We start from the raw sequence: 16,100 nt of genomic DNA on the forward strand, positions 1-16,100 counted from the left end.
TCGACCGCGACCACGTACGAACACCGGAGGCTCTCGTGACCACTGATCTGACACGCCCGCGTCCCCCCTTCCCCTACGACCTGCTGCCGCCCCTGCCGTCCTTCACGCTGGGCTCTGACGACTTCGCCGAAGGCGAGCGGATCGCGGACCGCTTCACCGCACTGGCTGAGAACATCTCCCCCGAGTTGCACTGGTCGGGGTTCCCGCGGGCCACGCGCTCCTTCGTCGTCTCCTGCTTCGACCCCGACGCCCCCACCCCCTCGGGCTGGTGGCACTGGACCGTGCAGGACCTCGACGTCTCGGTGACCCGTCTGCCCCAGGGCGCCGGAGAGTCCGACCTCCGGCTCGAGGGCGCCGCCTTCCACGCCGCCAACGACTCGGGCGCGCACGCATGGTCCGGCCCCTATCCGCCCGAGGGCGACGGAGAGCACCGCTACGTCTTCGCGGTCCACGCCTTGGACGTGGACACCCTGGACCTGGACGACGAGGCCACTGCGGCGGTGGTCGCCTTCAGCTGCTCGACCCACGCCATCGCCCGTGCCACGCTCACCGCGACCTTCTCGCGTCCCGGTAAGACGGGCGCCCCCGCCTTCCTTCAGGGGTCCTGGTGAGGACCGCCTACAGCGAGTCTGGTCGTCACCAGCGCCGTCCCACGGCTCTGGTGACGGGGGCGACCTCGGGCATCGGGTTGGCCGTGACGCGCGACCTCGCGACTGACCATGATCTCATCCTTCTGGCGCGCACAGCGACGGACCTGGACGAGCTCGCCTCGGTCCTGGGCGAGGACTCGGGCGCGGGAGTGCGCACCTGCGCCGTGGACCTGACCGACGACGAGGCGCTGGCCACCGCCATAGGCGAGCTCGACCTGGCCGACCTCGACGTGCTGGTCAACTCCGCGGGAGTCGAATCCTCCGGTCCCGTGGAGGAGCTCTCCCCCACTAGATGGCGCGACGTGCTGGACCTGGATCTGGTGTCCGTCGCCCACTTGACCGGGCTGCTGCTGCCTGCACTGCGCCAGGCGCGCGGGCTCGTCGTCATGATCAACTCCGGCGCGGGGCTGCGGGCCCGACCAGGGCAGGCCCTGTACTGCGCTGCGAAGGCCGGGCTCAGGGCGCTGACCGACGTACTGCGCGAGGAGGAGCGCGGCCGGGTGCGAGTGACGACCGTTTATCCGGGTCGGGTGGATACACCCATGCAGAGGCGTGCGCATCGGGAACGAAGCCGTCGACTGCACGCCGAGGGGTCGAAAGCCCGTCACTACCGGGCGGCGGACCACATGACGACGACGTCGGTGGCCTCCACGGTCCGCCTGGCGGTGGACATGCCCGTGGACGCGGTCGTCGAAGACTTGTCGGTCAGACCCGCGGACATGCTCTGACACTCCTCGCGAATCCTCCGCGTCTTCTGCCCCTCAGCCGGCGCCGGGGAAGCCGAGAGACCGCCAAGCCTCGTATAGGCCGACGGCGGCGGAGTTGGCCAGGTTCAGGGAGCGACTGCCCTCGACCATCGGAATACGGACCCGCTCGGTGACGCGCGGATGGGCCATGATCCTCTCGGGCAGGCCGGTGGGCTCGGGTCCGAACAGGAGGGCGTCGTCCCCCTGCCAGCCGACTTCGGTGTAGCGGTGGGACGTGCGGGCGGTGAAGGCGAAGATCCTCCCGGGAACCTGCTCCAGGCACTCCTCCCACAGAGCATGGACGCGTGTGAGGGCCAGGTCGTGGTAATCCAGACCGGCACGGCGCAGCTTGACGTCGTCCATGTCGAACAGCGGATCGATCAGGTGAAGCATCGCGCCGGTGTTGGCGCTCAAGCGTATGGCGGCCCCGGAGTTCCCGGGGATGCGAGGCTCGAAGAAGATCACATGCAGCACGCGGGTCATCCTGCCACGCCACTGCGCGCACCCTGTCGACGCACCGGACGCCGCGTCCACCAACGCGCATCCTCGGTCTCTCTTGTTCAAACGATTGAATTACTGCTACTCTTCGCCTCACGGTCATCCGCTCCGCCACCGTGGAGCACCACGCCGATGTGGTGCCGGGCGCTGCGACGATCCCCACCCATCCCGTGCACAAGGAGGAGCTTCAATGAGGAAGCTGCTGAATTCCTTCGGATTCGCCCCGAGGACGTTCATCCAACTGCTGTTCATCACCGTCAACGCCCAGCTGCTGTACGCCTTCTGGGACATCCGCAACACCCTGCCCAAGGACTTCCCGATCGCCATGGGGGTCACTGACGCCCAGGCGGGACGCCTCTACTCCATGCAGGGCCTGGTCATCATCCTCGGGACCATCCTCCTGGGGTGGGTCGGAGACCGCTTCAGCGTTCGCACCATCATGGTGCTCACCACGCTCGGGGTCGGGGCGATCTCCCTGTTCATCTCGGTCCTGTCCCCCAACCTCTCCTTCCCCATCCTTCTCGTCTGCTTCTTCCTCATGCTCCTGCTCAGCGAGGTCCTGTTCAAACCGGCCAACTTCAAGGCGGTGCGGACCTCGACCTCCGAGGAGCACCAGGGCGCCGCATTCGGCTTCTTCGAGTTCGGTCGCGGTCTTCTCGCCTTCCTCGTCTCTCTCCTGTGGACCGCCCTCATCGCCGCCGGCATCGGCCCGCGGGGCATCATGCTGACCGGATCGGCGATTGTCCTGGTCACCGCGCTCATGGTCTTCTGGGCTGCGCCGAAGAACACGCACGTCGCCGACGACAACACGATCACCACCTCGACGCTCGAGGCCATCAAGGGGATCTGGAAGGTCGCCGGACTCCCCGTCGTGTGGGTCTCCGGGCTCAACGTGTTCTGCGTCTACGGGACCTTCGTCGCTGCGGGAACCTACTTCGCCCGCTTCCTCCAGGCCGGTTACGGGTCCTCGGCGCTAGTGGCGGCGCTGTTCTCCACCGTCGTCATCGGTCTGCGCATGCTCCCCCTGGTCTCCTCCGTCCTCGTCGAGAAGGTCTTCAGATCCACCTCGCACTTCATGAGATTCATGTCGGCGATCCTCGTCGTCCTGCTGCTCAGCATCGCCGTCGTCCTCTTCACCCACCCCGCGGCCGTCACCAACTTCCCCAGGGGACAGGCACCCGAGAACATCGTCTCCTCCGGCGTCATGATCACCCTCATCGTCCTCATGCTCATGGCCTCCGGGTGCTGCTTCATGATCCGCGGCGTTTACTACGCGCCGATCGGAGAATTCAACGTCCCCGCCAAGCAGTCCTCCGCGGCGATGTCCTTCGCCATCACCCTCGGCTACATCCCTGCCCTGCTGGGTCCGATCGTCTTCGGCAAGCTCATCGTGCCGTCAGTCAAAGACGAGTCGGGCACGGTGGTCACCGAAATGCTCACGCCCACCAGCACCCTGGGAGCCGCATTCCTGGGGCTCGCCGCCCTCTCCGCCCTCGCCTTCGTCCTCTCCTCCACGTTGATCCGGCTCAAGACTCGCCAGGATCGTCTCGAGCAGGCTGAGGCCTCAGTATGAACAAGTACACGACTGACGCCTCAGCGTTGACACGGCCCGACTCCCAGGTGATCGGACCCGTCTGCGTCGATGTCAACGTCGATGCAGAGGGAGCCGTCTCACGGGTGGTCGGCGGAGCGGTCATCTGCGCCGCGGCCGCGGCCGCGGCTCTGGGGCGTCGCGTCGAAGCCGTGGCGAGCGTGGCCGACCGGGACCAGAGTCTACTGTCCCACTTCCCGGACGCCGTGGAACGCGTAGTCCCGGTCCCGTCGATGCGGACGTCGTCGATCCGCAACGTCTACACCACCTCCGATCGGGAACGGAGAACCTCCTCGGCGCTGTCTCGGGCGGACCCGATCGATCCCACCGACATCCCGGCCTCCGCCGCTCCGGTCCAGCACCTGGCCGGCCTCATGGTCGGCGACTACGCGCCGGGAATCGTCGAGGAGCTCTCGTCCCGGGGCGACCTCGCCGTCGACATGCAGGGCTTCCTCAGAGAGCCGGACCCGGACTCCGGGCTCCTGGATCTGCGCCGATTCGATGCGGGGAGGAAGTTCTACAGGCGCATCCGTTTCCTCAAGGTCGACACTGCGGAGGGCGAGCACCTCACCGGGTGCACGGACCGGTACGACATGGCCCGTGCGCTCCAGGACCGCGGGGCGCGAGAGGTCATGGTCTCCAACGCCCGGGAGATCCTCGTCGTCGACGATGAGGGAGCCCACGTCTGCCCTTTGCGGCCCAGAAGCCTGGCGGGGCGGACCGGGCGCGGGGACACCGTCTTCTCCGCCTACATCACCGAGCGCGTCCGCCGCGGCGTCGACCAGGCGCTGCTCACCGCCTGCGCAACGGTGTCCCTCAAGATGGAGACGGCCGGTCCCCTGGTCTGCGAAAGGACTGATATTGACAACTACCTGGCCCGCTTCTACGCGGACCTTCTCGACACCCGCGAAGGAGGAAACCATGGGCAATGAGACGGCCAGCGACATCATCGCCGCCCTGCCCGACAGCACCCCCCCCTGTGCTCGCTCGTCATCCCCGGCACCCATGACACGATGACGAGCACCTGCACGCACCCGTACTACCGGACCCAGGATCTGGACCTGACCGAGCAGTTGGGGCTCGGTGTCCGCTTCCTCGATCTGCGCCTGAGGCGCACGATGGTCGCCGCTCACCGCGAATGGACCAGCACGATCACAGCGGAGTCAATCCTGCTGACCCTCCGCCGGCACCTGGCCGAGCACCCCCGAGACTTCGTTCTCATCAGGATCCAGAATGCCAACGAGGCGAAGGACGACTTCGAGGAGTACGGGCGGGCCCTCCTGGCCCTCACTCGGGACAACCGGGACCTGTTCTGGACCCCGCGGCACACGCCGCAGGGCACGGTGTGGCCATCCCTCGGCGAGATCCGGGGGAAGGTTGTGGCCTTCGAGTGCGCGCCGGCGCGCTACGGCCTGACGATTCTCCCGGACGGGCGGTGGGCCGTCCCCTGGCACGACAATCCCGGTATCCTCCTGCAGGACGACTGGGACGGTCCCGAAGAGTCCTCCAAACTCTCCCAGGTCGTCGATCTTCACCGGCACCGCGGGGACGAGAACCGTCTGGTGCTCAATCACGTCAGCGCGACCAACGGCGGCCCGGGCACGCCAGCGGCCTATGCCGAGCGCATGAACCCGGCTGTCCTGCGGATACTGGAGGGGGGTCGCCGGGGCCGGGGTGTGCTCATCTTCGACTTCATCGACTCGGGCATCATCAACGCGGCGTGGCGGGCGAACCGCCCGGATCCCTCCTGACGGCGCGGCTGGTGCGCCGACGCGAGATTCAGGCAGTGCGCCGGCGCACCAGCCGCGTATCCACTTCAACGAAGACGGGGGCCGACACGTCGCCCTCCGCCCGCAGAACAGCCCGTTCGACGGCGAGTCGTGCGACCTCGCGTGGGTTCTTGTCGATGGACGTCAGTTCGAAAGCCTGCGATCTCGCGATGCGCGAGTTATCGAAACCGACGAGGCGTACGTCGTCGGGAACGAGCAGGTGCTTCTGCCACAGCGCCGCCATCGCCCCCAGCGCGCACTGATCGTTGTAGCAGACCACGGCGCCGCTCTTCAGCCCCTCCTTCGCGAGCGCCTCATGCATCGAGCTCCACCCCGCGTCCATCGTCGATCCACTGGAGACGACCCTCACCCGGGTCCCCAGTGGACGCATGACCCGGAGGAACGCCTCCCGGCGCCGCTCTGCCGACACGGACCTGCCGCCGTCGAGGCACAGGACCCGTTCCTCGCCGGAGAGCAGTTCTGCCAGCTGCCGCATGCCGCTCAGATTGTTGGACATGATGAGATCGGCGTCGGGAGCCGCGGAGATCTGTCCGATCGAGATCAGGGGGACGTCGATCCCTTTGAGCGCTTCGGGGGCGATCGAGCCGGGGTCGACGATGACGAGACTGCGGGAGCGCAGTTGCATGACGCGGGACACCGCGGCGGCGGCTCCGCCGAGCGCGGTGTCCTCGATCATGACGCTCCACCCCCGCTCCTCCGCGGCGGAGACGACCTCCCGGCTGTACTCGACGTGGAGCTCCTGCCCGATGTCGCAGACCAGGCCGATGATCCTCGGTCTGGCGGTCCGCAGTAGGGCACCCGCCAGGTCCGTGCGATACCCCTGCGCGGAGGCCTCCTGGACGACCTTCTCCCGGACGGGCGCGGAGATACGGTCCGAGCCCCGTAGAGCCAGGGAGACCGTCGAGGTCGACACCCCCAGCGCTTGCGCGATGTCGCGCAGGGTGACTCTGGCCACCGCGCCCACCTCTTCCGCCCCGGTGTCGCCAGCCGTTTCGGACCAGCAGCTCCAATCGTAGCCGGTGGCTCCGAGGAAGTCCCGGAGAAGGGCGGCAGCCGGCCGCCCGAGCCTCAGCCCAGGGAGTCCAGGACGATGTTGAGTCCCTCGCCCATGGTGGGGTGGGTGATGACGGCGTCGCGCACCTGCTGCCACGTGAGGCCGCCCAGCATCGCCATCTGGATGCTGGTGACGACCTCGCTGGCCTCGGCGCCGATGATGGCGGCGCCCAGGATGAGGTCGGTGCGGGCGTCGATGATGATCTTGAAGAAGCCCTCCGTGCGCCCCAGGGTCTTGGCTCGGGGGACGGCCGCCGTCGGGGTCTTGGCGACGCGCACCTCGTAGCCGGCCTGGCGGGCCTCGGCCTCGGTCAGGCCCACGTGCCCGAGCTCAGGCGTGGTGAAGACGGCCCACGGGATGAGGCGCCCTGAGGTGGAGGCCTCCTTACCGGCGAAGAGGTCGCGCAGGACGCGGAAGTCGTTCCAGGAGGCGTGGGTGAACTGGGGAGTGCCGGCCACATCGCCCGCGGCGTAGACGCCCTCGGCGGTGGTGCGCAGGTGGTCGTCGACACGCACGAAGCCGCGCTCGGTCAGCTCCACACCCGCGGTCTCCAGGCCGAGTCCGGCGGTGACGGGGGTACGCCCCAGGGCGAGAAGCAGGTGGGAGCCGCTCACCTCGCGCCCGTCGGCGGTGGTGACGACGACGCCTCGCCCGTCGGGGGCAGCGGCAACCTTCGAGGCACGCGCACCGGTGAGGACCGTGACACCCAGGGCCTCCAGGCCGGCCGTCACCTCAGCGGCGACGTCGTCATCCTCGCGGTCCAGGATGTGCTGGCCAGCGTGGACGATGGTGACCGGGACGCCGAGGAGCCCCATGAGGGAGGCCATCTCGACGCCGATGACGCCGCCACCCAGGATGACGAGGCCGGCGGGCAACTCGGGCAGGGTGAGCAGGTCCTCGCTGGTCCAGTAGCGCACGTCAGCCAGTCCCTCGATCGGAGGGAGCGACGGCGTGGTGCCAGTGTTGATGAGGACCTTGGCGCCACGCACACGACGCAGTCCGCCGTCGTTCAGGGTGATCTCGACGGTGCGCTCCCCCACGAAGCGGGCGGTGCCCTTGACGAAGTCCATACCGGAGGCGGGGAACATCGTCTCGTGTGCGGCCACCATGCCTGAGACGACCGCCTCCTTGCGGGCGCGGAAGGCGGCCAGGTCGATGCGGGCCCGGGTCAGGGCGTCGGCGCCGCCGTCCTGCTCGGGCAGGGTGACGCCGTAGGTCCGGGAGCCCTGGACCTCGCAGAGGACCCGGGCGGCGGAGATGAGAGTCTTGGTGGGGATGCAGGCGACATTGATGCAGGTGCCGCCCACCTTGTCGCGTTCGACCATGACGACCCTGTCCCCGGCCTTGGCGCGCAGCATGGCCAGGGATTTGCCCGCCTTGCCCCCGCCGACGACGAGCAGATCGACCTCCTCGACCGGGACATCAGCCTGGCTGAACGAATCGCTGGTGACGGTGGACTGGGACATGGATACGTATCTCCTTCGGCGGTCGCCGATCGGCGCGGTCTGGACGCCAGAGCAACGGGTGCCGAAAGCCTGCTATTCCGGGGCGACTGCGGGATCTCTGAGCGGATCACCGCTCACACGTGAGGAATCCCCACACGGTCACCGTTCCTCCCAACCGGTCATTGAGTCGACTTATTCTTTGATTCTCACCAATAAACTGCATCGCTCTACTGTTCTCCCAGAGCGGTCAGAGCCACATCCAGAGAGTCAACGAGTATGGCGAAACTCATATCAGTGGGAGCGTCCATGGCAAAGCCCCCGTGGACCTCGATATCCACGAAGCCGTGAAGTGACGCCCTGGTCATTCGCACCGCGTCAACCATTCGCTCATCCGGGATGCGATAGCCGGCCAGCGCCGCGGTGACGATGTCAACTGTACGTCGAGCCGCCATCGAGCGCATCGGGTCCGATTCTCCTTCGGGCGTCTCCACGGGGACCTGAGTCATCGGGTAGAGCCCGGGGTGCTCATGGGCGAAAGTCCGGTAGGCCTCGGCCAGGGCCCGCAGCGCGTCACGTCCAGCTCTCCCCATAACGGAGGCGGCCAGGTGGTCGGCGAGCTCCCCCACTGCCCGCACGGAGATCTGCTGAACCAGGTCGCCCATACCTGCAACGTGCTTGTACAGGCTCGGGGGCGCGACTCCGAGATCTGCGGCCAACCGGCTCAAGGACAGCGCCTCGAGCCCATCGGCGTCGACGATCTGCGCTGCACGCTCCACCACGCGTTCAGCACTTAGCCCCACTCGTGGCATCTTGTTCTCCTTCACTCTCCCCTGCCGACCTCGGCGCAGCATTGCCGGCGACGATACGCCGGGCGAAGTCGACCACGCGCGGCCTGACGACGTCGGGACACTCCAGCATCGGGGCATGCCCTGCGCCGGAAACCATCACGATCTCTCCCAAGCCTTCGCCGACGGCACGAGCCACCCAGGCGGCCTCAGCCGCCGGATCCTTCCAGTCGGGATCCGCCTGCCCCATGACCACGAGGGACGGGCAGCCAACCTTCTCCAGCCATGGGGCGACCACACGATGGTCGGTGCGAGTCGTGGCCCAGAAGGCCTGCCAGCGCCGCGGACGACGCAGCAGACTGACTAGGTGGGCGGCCCGTTGCCGGGCGTCCGGCAAGCCGGGCCACAGACGGGCCGAGTGGCTGCGCCACACGGCCGGACCCCAGGGACGCAGCAGCGCGAGCCCGAGCATGGTGCGCTGCATGAAAGTCTTGAGCCGACTCGCCGGCCCCCGCAGGAAGGGACAGACGAGGACGAGCCCGCGAACCAGGTCGGGCCGGCGACCAGCGGCGATCACCGCAGCCGCCGCGGACATCGAGGCTCCCACGAGGATGGCCGAGCTGGCATCGAGAGCCTCGACGAGGGCGATGAGATCGGAGGCCGTGGCCTCGTCGCCGTAGTGGCTGAAGGTTGCCGAGCTGTCCCCGTGACCGCGCAGGTCCGCAACCACGACACGGAAGCCCTCCTCGGCCAGGGACTGGGCCAGCAGCACATAAGCATCCCGCACGTCCCCCATGGCGGGCGAGCAGATGATGAGCGGCCAGTCCGCTGCGGCCATTCGAGCACGTGCAGCGGCAGGCTCGTGCACCTCGTAGGCAATAGTTCCGTCCGGCACCTCAAGTTGGCTAATATTCATAGCCGGTAAGTTACTTAGAATAACTTCTTGAGGCAAGCAGCCTCCTTCCAGACCTGCTCGCAGACGAACGAGGTAGCTCTTGCCATAGTGCCCACAGACCGAAGTGCGGGGCGATCGCCGATCCACGATCACCCCGCACCATCACGTGCCAGCCCTCAGGAGCTGGCGAGCTGGCGCAGCACGTACTGGAGGATGCCGCCGTTGCGGAAGTAGTCGGCCTCGCCGGGGGTGTCAATGCGCACGGTCGCGTCGAAGGAGACGACCGAGTCGTCAGCTCTCTGCGCCCTGACCGCCACGGTACGCGGGGTGACGCCCTCGTTGAGCGTCGTCAGGCCCGTGATGAAGAAGGTCTCGGTGCCGTCCAGACCGAGCGACTCAGCGCTCTGCCCCGCCGGGAACTGAAGGGGCACCACGCCCATGCCGATGAGGTTGGAGCGGTGGATGCGCTCGAAGGACTCGGCGATGACAGCCTTGACGCCCAGCAGGGCCGTGCCCTTGGCTGCCCAGTCTCGTGAGGAGCCTGAGCCGTACTCCTTGCCGCCCAGGACCACCAGCGGGATGCCCGCGGCCTGGTAGGCCTGGGAGGCATCGAAGATCGACTCCTGCTCACCGGTGAGGAAGTTGCGGGTGTAACCGCCCTCGACGTCGTCGAGCAGCCGGTTGCGCAGTCGGATATTGGCGAAAGTGCCGCGGATCATGACCTCGTGGTTGCCGCGGCGCGAGCCGTAGGAGTTGAAATCGCGGCGCGCCACGCCGTGCTCGGCCAGGTAGCGGCCGGCCGGGGAGTCGGCCTTGATGGCGCCGGCCGGGGAGATGTGATCGGTGGTCACCGAATCCCCCAGCAGGGCCAGCACCCGGGCGCCGGTGATGTCGGCGACCGGGGTGAGCTCCATGGTGAGCCCCTCGAAGAAAGGAGCCTTGCGCACATAGGTGGAGCCCTCGTCCCAGGCGAAAGTCTCCCCCTCGGGAGTGTCCAGGCTGCGCCAGCGCTCGTCGCCGGAGAAGACGTCGGCATAGTCTCGGGTGTACATCTCCCGGTCGACGGTGGCGTCGATCGTCGCCTGGACCTCCGCGGGGTCGGGCCAGATGTCAGCCAGGTACACGTCCTGACCCCGCGCATCCCGCCCGAGGGGCTCGGTGGCAAAATCGAAGTCCATGGTGCCGGCCAGGGCGTAGGCGATGACCAGCGGCGGGGAGGCCAGGTAGTTCATTTTGACGTCGGGGTTGATACGACCCTCGAAGTTGCGATTGCCGCTCAGCACCGAGACGACCGCCAGGTCCGCGTCATTCACGACGGCCGAGACCTCTTCAGGCAGCGGCCCGGAGTTGCCGATGCAGGTGGCGCAGCCGTATCCCACGACGTTGAAGCCCAGCTCGTTGAGGGCCGGCCACAGCCCCGCCTTGGCGTAGTAGTCGGTGACCACCTGGGATCCGGGCGCCGTGGAGGTCTTGACCCACGGCTTGCTCCGCAGGCCGCGGGCCACCGCGTTGCGGGCCAGCAGGCCGGCGGCGACCATGACACTCGGGTTGGAGGTGTTGGTGCACGAGGTGATCGAGGCGATGGCCACGTGCCCGTGGTCGAGCTCGGTGAGCGTGCCGTCCGCCATGGTCACCGGGGTGGGCTTGTGGGCCTGAGCGGCGTAGGCCGGCAGGGTCCGCTCAAAGGATTCCTTGGAGCGGGACAACTCGATACGGTCCTGGGGGCGCTTGGGGCCGGCGATGGATGGCACCACGGTGGACAGGTCGAGCTCAAGGTATTCGGAGAACACCGGCTGGCGCGACGGGTCGTGCCACATGCCCTGCGCCTTGGTGTACTCCTCGATTAGCCGGATGCGCTCCTCACTGCGGCCGGTGAGCCGCAGATAATCCAGGGTCACCTCGTCGATGGGGAAGATGGCGGCGGTGGAGCCGAACTCGGGACTCATGTTGCCGATGGTCGCCCGGTTGGCCAGCGGAACCTCCGCCACCCCCTCGCCGTAGAACTCGACGAACTTGCCCACCACGCCGTGCTCGCGCAGCATCTGGGTGATCGTGAGAACAACGTCGGTGGCGGTGGCGCCGGCGGGGATGGAACCGGTGAGCCTGAAGCCCACAACGCGCGGGATGAGCATGGACACGCTCTGGCCGAGCATGGCCGCCTCGGCCTCGATGCCGCCCACGCCCCACCCCAGCACGCCCAGGCCGTTGACCATGGTGGTGTGGGAGTCGGTGCCCACGCACGTGTCCGGGTAGGCCTGGGTGATGGCCCTTCCATCGGCGCCGGTCGTCTCCCGAGTGAACACGGTGCGCGCCAAATACTCGATGTTGACCTGGTGAACAATACCGGTGCCGGGGGGCACCACCCGGAAGTTCGACAGGGCTCCCTGACCCCAGCGTAGGAATTGGTAGCGCTCGGCGTTGCGCTCGTACTCGCGCTCCTTGTTGCGCTCCAAGGAGGAGGGCAGGCCGAAGGAGTCGATCTGCACGGAGTGGTCGATGACCATCTCCGCAGGCGCCAGAGGGTTGATGACCTCGGGGTCTCCCCCCAGGTCGGCCACGGCCTCGCGCATGGTGGCCAGGTCCACGATGCAGGGCACGCCCGTGAAGTCCTGCATGATGACGCGGGCGGGGGTGAACTGGATCTCCGTATCGGGCTCGGCCATCGGATCCCAGGCGGCGAGGGCGCGCACGTGATCGGCGGTGACATTGGCCCCATCCTCGGTGCGGAGCATGTTCTCAGCCAGGACCTTCAGCGAGTAAGGCAGTCTCTCCAGACCGTCGACGACGTTGAGACGGTAGATCTCGTAGGAACGGCCGTCCACGTCGAGGGTGGCGCGCGAGTGGAAGGTGTCGATGCTGGCCAAGGCGTCACTCCTGTTCTGCTGACTGCGTCGCCCCGAATCTCCCCGGATCCCCCGGGCGTGCGACGGCTCGGCGCACACGGTATCCGCCGCCGCGTTATCTCGCGTCAATACTGCGCTGCACGGCACCGCAGACGCCCGTTTTACGCAAGATCGTCCGCATGCATTGGCCGGACGTCGAAGCGGCCAAACCGTCCGCGGATCCCGCAGGAGGCGGTCTCAGCCCCGTTCCAGAACGCAGACCACTTCCACGTGATGGGTGTGGGGAAACATGTCCAGAGCGCTCACCGCCACCGGCCGGTAGCCGAACCCCATGAAGATCCCCAGGTCCCGGGCGCCGGCCGCCGGATCGCAGGACACCATGACCACGCGCCCCGCTCCCAGGGCCGCAACGGCTTCTACGACCGCCCGACCCGCGCCCCGACGCGGCGGATCGAGAATGACGACGTCGGCTCCCGGTACGCCGTCGGGATCGAAACGACCCAGCTCCTCCACGGAAGCGGGAGTGACCTCGCCGGCGAGCAGGTCAACTCCCGCACGGTCGTGGAGGGTCCGGCGCGCATCACGCACAGCCTGCTCACTGCCTTCCAGTGAACGCACCCTCGCCCCCAGCACTGCCAGGGGAGCCGTGAGCAGGCCGGCGCCGGCGTACAGCTCGACCACCCGCACGCCAGCCAGGGCATCGCGGTCCGCAGGGCCGTCACCGACCCGTGTGCCCGCCGCCGTCGGCCCGGCGGAAATAACGGCGCGCACGACGCGATCCACCAGGACGGCGGGAGCATCGCGGTGCACCTGCCAGAAACCCTCGGCGTGAAGACTGTAGCGCAGCTCGCCCAGACCCAGACCGGCAGCATCGACGACCTCAGTCACGCGCCGGCGCCCAGTGGTGTGTCCCGACGCGGTCAGGATCCGGTCGCGACTCCCGTTCGAGATGATGACCACCGGCTCGCCGACACCGGGCGCCACGGCCCGCACGCGCGCACCCGGGCTGTAGCGCCTGCGCCACACGGCGCGCTCAGTCAACCCGAGGGCCCGGATCTCGGAGACGGCCAGCGGCAGATGCGTCACCGGCAGGACCCGCCCCGAGCGGAAGCAGTGCATGCCGGCCCGCCCATCGTCAGTAACGGTCAGAGCGACCCTGGTGCGCGCGCCCGTGCCGGCCCTCCGCCGCGTGCGCGAATCCCCGCTCGCCTCCGCCGCCCTCTCACTCGGCATGGCCTCGACCGGAACCGTCCCCGTAGCGGCGGCCTCGGGCAGGGCGGCCACCGCCGCCGCGACCTCCTGCCCGCCGATGCGTCGCAAGCAGTCGGCTAGCACCCACTGCTTCCACGTGCGCTGGGCGGGCAGGGCGACATGGCCGAGCTCCCCGCCGCCCACCCCTCCGGAACCGGCCTCGGGCCACACGGAGCGGACGCGGTCCGGAGAGGCGGACAGGACCTCTATGGTCTCGGCGCGCCAGGCTCTGGCGCTCCTGTCGGTCAGAACCGCCCGCACCGTTTCGCCGGGCAGGGCGTGACGCACGAACACGACGCGGCCGCCCGCCCCGTCGACGGGGCGGGCCACACAATGCCCGCCGTGCGCGGGCGCGCCCACCCGCAGAACGATCTCCTCCCGTCGATCCCGTTCGCCCCCCGCGGCCCTCCCCCGCGTCGGCCACCGCTCGGAGCCGGTGACCCGGGAATCTCGGGAACCGGCAGATCTCACGAGGCCGCCTCCGGGCCGGGCGCAGCAGCGGGCTGCCGACGGTGCCGATCCTCACGACGAACGGCCGTATCGGCATCCGCGATGCCCTTGGCAGTGCGGGCGCGCAGGCCGTGATGAATGTGGGTCTCGCCGGGGAAGCCGAGCTGCCAGGGCACGGACGCCATAACGACCCCGGGGGTGAACAGCAAGGCCGTCTTGAGGCGCAACGCGGTCTGGTTGTGGAGGATCTGCTCCCACCAATGCCGCACGAGGTACTCGGGCAGGAAGACGACGACCAGATCGCGCGGGGACTCGCGGCGCACGCTGCGCACATAGCTGACGATCGGCCGGGTGATATCGCGGAAGGGGGAGTCCAGGACGGTCAAGGGCACCGGCAGCTCCGCCTCGTCCCAGGCGTCCAAGAGCCGGTCAGCACCGCCGTCTCCGGTATCCACGGTGACGGCCTCGATGGATGTGGGATTGGTGGACTGGGCGTACGTCAGGGCCCGCAGAGTGGGCCGGTGAAGGCGCGAGGCCAGAACGATGGCGTGGACATGGGCGGGCAGCACGCGCGCATCGTGCAGGTCGGAGATCGCCAGCTCGTCGCTCACTCGCCGATAGTGGCGTCGGATCCGGTTCATCACGAGGTAGAGGAGCGCCATGATGGTCAAAGTGATCCAGGCGCCGCGAGTGAACTTCGTCAGTAGCACGATGATCAGAACCATGCCGGTGCCCGCCACGCCGATCGCGTTGATGACGCGGGAGCGGTGCATGCGTCTGCGCGCCCTGGGGTCGGTGGCGGTGGTCAACTCGCGTGTCCAGTGACGGACCATGCCGATCTGGGAGAGCGTGAAGGAGATGAACACGCCCACGATGTAAAGCTGAATGAGCCTATTGGTGCTGGCGCCGAATCCGATGATGAAGGCGACCGCGCCCAGCCACAGAACGATGATGCCGTTGGAGTAGGCCAGGCGGTCGCCGCGCTGGGAGAGCTGCCGGGGCAGGAATTCGTCGCGTCCCAGCACACTGGCCAGCACCGGGAAGCCGTTGAAAGCGGTGTTGGCCGCCAGCACGAGGATCAGCCCGGTTACGGCGGTGATGAGGTAGAACATCGGCTTGAACCCGGCGAAGACGGTCGCGGCGATCTGGCCGATGACCGGATCCTGATGGTAGCCCGCACCCAGCGGCCGGCCGTCGCTGAGCAGTCCGGTGGCAGGGTTCTCGACCATATGAACGCCTACGGCACCGGCCAGGTGAATAATGCTCATGAGCATGAGTGCGGCGATCATGCCCAGCATGAGCAGCGTAGTGGCGGCATTGCGGGATTTGGGGCGCTGGAAGCTGGGCACGCCGTTGGAGATCGCCTCGACCCCGGTCAGCGCCGCGCAGCCCGAGGAGAAAGCCCGCAGGACGAGGAAGGCGCCGGCCAGACCGGTCAGCCCCTGATCCCACCCGCTCTGCGCGACGACCTCGTAAGACGCGCTCTCGGCCCGGCCGAGGGTCCCGGTGGTCTCCTGGACGAAACCGACGACGGCGAGAATACCGATGGCCGCCATGTACAGATAGGTCGGGATGGCGAAAGCACCGCCCGACTCCCGCGAGCCGCGCAGGTTGAGCACTGCCAGGACGGTGGCGATGCCGACGGCGATCTCAACCTTGTAGTCCTCCGCCCAGGGCACGGCCGCCGCCAGATAGGAAGTGCCCGAGGACACGGACACGGCGACGGTCAGGACATAATCGCTCAGCAGCGCGGAGGCGACGAGCAGGCCCGCATGCGGTCCCAGGTTGGTCGAGACGACCTCGTAGTCGCCGCCTCCGGAGGGGTAGGCGTGCACGGTCTGCCGATAAGAGGCGACCACCACCACGAGCACGCCGACGACCGCCAGCGCGACCCACGGTGAGATCGCCGTGGCGCCAACCCCCGCTACGGCGAGGGTGACCAGCACCTCGTCGGGCGCATACCCCACCGAGGACAGGGCGTCGGAGGCGAAGACCGGCAGGGCGATCCGCTTGGGCAGGAGGGTCTCGCCGAGCGCCTGACTGGGTACCGGGCGTCCGACGAGGAGCCGTTTGACGCGGTCTGCGAAATCACGCACGACACC

General features: G+C 68.2%; 13 protein-coding genes. 5 read left to right on the plus strand and 8 right to left on the minus strand.

The genetic code is table 11. The annotated features are described in order from the left end of the window. The first annotated feature begins 35 nt into the window (after positions 1-35). The gene (locus HMPREF9062_RS08560; RefSeq protein ID WP_009749712.1) at positions 36-611 is read left to right on the plus strand and encodes a YbhB/YbcL family Raf kinase inhibitor-like protein; all 576 of its coding nucleotides are present in this window, start codon (positions 36-38) and stop codon (positions 609-611) included. After that, complete coding sequence (locus HMPREF9062_RS08565) at positions 608-1,378, plus strand: SDR family oxidoreductase (protein ID WP_034254041.1); 771 nt, start codon at positions 608-610, stop codon at positions 1,376-1,378. The genes HMPREF9062_RS08560 and HMPREF9062_RS08565 overlap by 4 nt, the downstream gene beginning before the upstream one ends. A gap of 33 nt (positions 1,379-1,411) precedes the next feature. On the opposite strand, the gene HMPREF9062_RS08570 is transcribed toward HMPREF9062_RS08565, so the two are convergent. Continuing rightward, positions 1,412-1,870 carry a tRNA (cytidine(34)-2'-O)-methyltransferase gene (locus HMPREF9062_RS08570; RefSeq protein ID WP_034254044.1) on the minus strand — a complete coding sequence of 153 codons (459 nt, stop codon included), beginning with the start codon at positions 1,868-1,870 and terminating at the stop codon, positions 1,412-1,414. A 214-nt stretch (positions 1,871-2,084) separates the two neighbouring features. Here HMPREF9062_RS08570 and HMPREF9062_RS08575 point away from each other — a divergent pair, with 214 nt between their 5' ends. The 3 genes from HMPREF9062_RS08575 (at position 2,085) to HMPREF9062_RS08585 (ending at position 5,236) form a co-directional block, all read left to right on the plus strand. After that, on the plus strand, positions 2,085-3,467 hold the full coding sequence (locus HMPREF9062_RS08575) for an MFS transporter (protein WP_009749715.1): 1,383 nt from the start codon (positions 2,085-2,087) through the stop codon (positions 3,465-3,467). Then, positions 3,464-4,417, plus strand: coding sequence for a PfkB family carbohydrate kinase (locus HMPREF9062_RS08580; protein ID WP_009749716.1), 954 nt, complete (start codon positions 3,464-3,466; stop codon positions 4,415-4,417). Before HMPREF9062_RS08575 ends, HMPREF9062_RS08580 begins: the two co-directional genes overlap by 4 nt. 81 nt (positions 4,418-4,498) lie before the next feature. After that, positions 4,499-5,236: a hypothetical protein gene (locus HMPREF9062_RS08585; RefSeq protein ID WP_009749717.1), complete on the plus strand. Its 738-nt coding sequence runs from the start codon at positions 4,499-4,501 to the stop codon at positions 5,234-5,236. A gap of 28 nt (positions 5,237-5,264) precedes the next feature. Here the strand turns inward: HMPREF9062_RS08585 and HMPREF9062_RS08590 are convergent, their stop codons facing one another. The 7 genes from HMPREF9062_RS08590 to HMPREF9062_RS08620 all read right to left on the minus strand — a co-directional run bounded on the left by HMPREF9062_RS08590 (position 5,265) and on the right by HMPREF9062_RS08620 (position 16,094). Next, positions 5,265-6,230, minus strand: coding sequence for a LacI family DNA-binding transcriptional regulator (locus HMPREF9062_RS08590; protein WP_156790008.1), 966 nt, complete (start codon positions 6,228-6,230; stop codon positions 5,265-5,267). A gap of 113 nt (positions 6,231-6,343) precedes the next feature. After that, positions 6,344-7,795 carry a dihydrolipoyl dehydrogenase family protein gene (locus tag HMPREF9062_RS08595; RefSeq protein ID WP_009749719.1) on the minus strand — a complete coding sequence of 484 codons (1,452 nt, stop codon included), beginning with the start codon at positions 7,793-7,795 and terminating at the stop codon, positions 6,344-6,346. A 206-nt stretch (positions 7,796-8,001) separates the two neighbouring features. After that, positions 8,002-8,583: a TetR/AcrR family transcriptional regulator gene (locus HMPREF9062_RS08600; RefSeq protein ID WP_034254048.1), complete on the minus strand. Its 582-nt coding sequence runs from the start codon at positions 8,581-8,583 to the stop codon at positions 8,002-8,004. After that, on the minus strand, positions 8,558-9,475 hold the full coding sequence (locus HMPREF9062_RS08605; RefSeq protein ID WP_156790009.1) for an alpha/beta fold hydrolase: 918 nt from the start codon (positions 9,473-9,475) through the stop codon (positions 8,558-8,560). The genes HMPREF9062_RS08600 and HMPREF9062_RS08605 overlap by 26 nt, the downstream gene beginning before the upstream one ends. A gap of 155 nt (positions 9,476-9,630) precedes the next feature. Continuing rightward, positions 9,631-12,318: an aconitate hydratase AcnA gene (gene acnA / locus HMPREF9062_RS08610; protein WP_009749722.1), complete on the minus strand. Its 2,688-nt coding sequence runs from the start codon at positions 12,316-12,318 to the stop codon at positions 9,631-9,633. 216 nt (positions 12,319-12,534) lie between these two features. Continuing rightward, positions 12,535-13,878 (minus strand): class I SAM-dependent RNA methyltransferase, encoded by a 1,344-nt coding sequence (locus HMPREF9062_RS08615; RefSeq protein WP_253270689.1) that lies wholly within the window; start codon positions 13,876-13,878, stop codon positions 12,535-12,537. A 137-nt stretch (positions 13,879-14,015) separates the two neighbouring features. After that, positions 14,016-16,094, minus strand: a complete 2,079-nt coding sequence (locus tag HMPREF9062_RS08620) for an APC family permease (RefSeq protein ID WP_034254050.1) — start codon at positions 16,092-16,094, stop codon at positions 14,016-14,018. Between the last annotated feature and the right edge of the window lie 6 nt (positions 16,095-16,100).

The sequence above is a fragment of the Actinomyces sp. oral taxon 448 str. F0400 genome (assembly GCF_000220835.1).
Classification (GTDB): Bacteria; Actinomycetota; Actinomycetes; order Actinomycetales; family Actinomycetaceae; genus Actinomyces.

What these genes read in the sequence shown, in the direction of transcription:
- HMPREF9062_RS08595 (WP_009749719.1), bottom strand. Translation starts at nt 7,795, where the DNA reads ATGTCCCAGTCCACCGTCACCAGCGATTCGTTCAGCCAGGCTGATGTC.
- HMPREF9062_RS08605 (WP_156790009.1), bottom strand. Translation starts at nt 9,475, where the DNA reads ATGAATATTAGCCAACTTGAGGTGCCGGACGGAACTATTGCCTACGAG.
- HMPREF9062_RS08585 (WP_009749717.1), top strand. Translation starts at nt 4,499, where the DNA reads ATGACGAGCACCTGCACGCACCCGTACTACCGGACCCAGGATCTGGAC.
- HMPREF9062_RS08600 (WP_034254048.1), bottom strand. Translation starts at nt 8,583, where the DNA reads ATGCCACGAGTGGGGCTAAGTGCTGAACGCGTGGTGGAGCGTGCAGCG.
- HMPREF9062_RS08580 (WP_009749716.1), top strand. Translation starts at nt 3,464, where the DNA reads ATGAACAAGTACACGACTGACGCCTCAGCGTTGACACGGCCCGACTCC.
- HMPREF9062_RS08575 (WP_009749715.1), top strand. Translation starts at nt 2,085, where the DNA reads ATGAGGAAGCTGCTGAATTCCTTCGGATTCGCCCCGAGGACGTTCATC.